Consider the following 1,494-nt stretch of genomic DNA (forward strand, 5'->3'; position numbering starts at 1 on the left):
GACCCACAACACCCCAACCTGATCATCCCCACCCTTCCAGATTCGCACCTGCGTCGGGGCCATGTGCCCCGGAGAGATCTGGTGCCCGGTAGCCGATCGGGCTCCGGGCAGGGCATGTCAGGAGAGGTGGCTCCGAATACTTTTCTCGCATTGGGAGAAGCGCTGCTCGTAGGCCTGGTAGTGCCATCGGGTGGCGAAGGCGTAGCTGCCTTCGTCGCTCTTCATCTCGAGGTGCAAATTGCTGCCAGGCCTGTTGTCCGTGATCGACCAGCTGACGATCATGGGCAGTCGCTTCTTGCCAGCGTTCATCACGCTGCCGAAGAGTCGGTAGGCAACTCGAGATCCCGTCCGAACGCTGCCCATGCGAGCATTCGTCGTGGGCCGACGAGTCAGCTCGTGGAGGAGCCCAGCGACACGATCGGTCACCTCGTCGGGCGCAATGGAGGTCGAGAGATCGAAGTCGCGCCGAACAGGCTGAATAGGCATGACTCTTCTTATCGGATGCCGAGCCACGAACGGAACGTGACTGCGCCCGATCGATGATCACCTACGGGGTAGCACGCCGCTTTGTTCGTTGGTGGCGGCGCGTATGGTCGACCCCATGCATGATGAGCTCCCGCCGCGCGTCAAGCCGCTTCGGTGGGAAGGCTTCGCAGGCAGCGGTTTTGCGTTCGTCGCGGTCATTGTGGTGGGGTTCGTCTTCCGGCTCGCTCAGGAGGACGGTGCACCGGAGTGGCTATGGGGCCTGTTCGTTGCCCTTGCCATCATGTTCCTCGTCGTCGGGGTCCTTCTCACCCGCTGGGCCGGTCGCCGTCGACGAACTGTGCGAGGGCGGCAAGAGACGGGCGCTGTACCTCCGTCCCGATAGACGATCCCTCAGCGGTTGCTACCAGATCTCCGCCTACGCCAAACCTGTCGGCGCAGAATCAAGCCCGAGGTGACGTTCGCGGCACCAGCGACGACGATGCACCATGCGCCGGCGATCGAGAAACCAGACACTCCGTCGATGTCCCTAGACACGACGAGGAGACCCACGCCCCCAACTAAGACGAGCGTGCCGACGCAGGCGAGCACATTGCCGACGGATTTTGCGGTCATGCCTGCACAGTAACTCCACGGACGCGTGCGTCGTCGCGTCCGATAGGGGATCAGCTATCGGACACGGCTGCAGCTGGTCTGCTGTGCGACCATTCGACATGACTTCAAGGCAGCGAGCCCTATGGACCCGCATCACTGTGATTTGCGCAGTCGTCGGAGTGGCGCTCCTCGCCACCACCCTCTTCGCCACGCAGGCACTTTTGGTCCTCTTGCCCCTCGGGGTGACGCTCCTCGTTTTCGCGGTGGCCATGACTTTCGTCGTGCGACGTCAGTCGCAGCGCTGACCGTGGGTCGGGCCATTGTCTGACGGACGCTCCGTAGCGGGAGCCCGATAGACAATCGGCTAGCGGACCGCCTCGTCGCCTGGAGAGCCCAAGGTCGTAGCGGTGTTCGCGG

General features: G+C 63.2%; 2 protein-coding genes. Both read right to left on the bottom strand.

What is annotated here, in order from left to right; translation table 11 throughout:
* Positions 1-117: 117 nt before the first annotated feature.
* On the bottom strand, positions 118-312 hold the full coding sequence (locus tag IFT51_RS14720; RefSeq protein WP_192061839.1) for a hypothetical protein: 195 nt from the start codon (positions 310-312) through the stop codon (positions 118-120).
* Between the two features lie 564 nt (positions 313-876).
* On the bottom strand, positions 877-1,098 hold the full coding sequence (locus tag IFT51_RS14725) for a hypothetical protein (protein ID WP_192061840.1): 222 nt from the start codon (positions 1,096-1,098) through the stop codon (positions 877-879).
* Between the last annotated feature and the right edge of the window lie 396 nt (positions 1,099-1,494).

The sequence above is a fragment of the Frigoribacterium sp. CFBP 13712 genome, from assembly GCF_014842255.1.
Lineage (GTDB): Bacteria > Actinomycetota > Actinomycetes > Actinomycetales > Microbacteriaceae > Frigoribacterium.

Coding starts and splice junctions, on each gene's coding strand:
- IFT51_RS14725 (WP_192061840.1), bottom strand. CDS start 1,098: ATGACCGCAAAATCCGTCGGCAATGTGCTCGCCTGCGTCGGCACGCTC.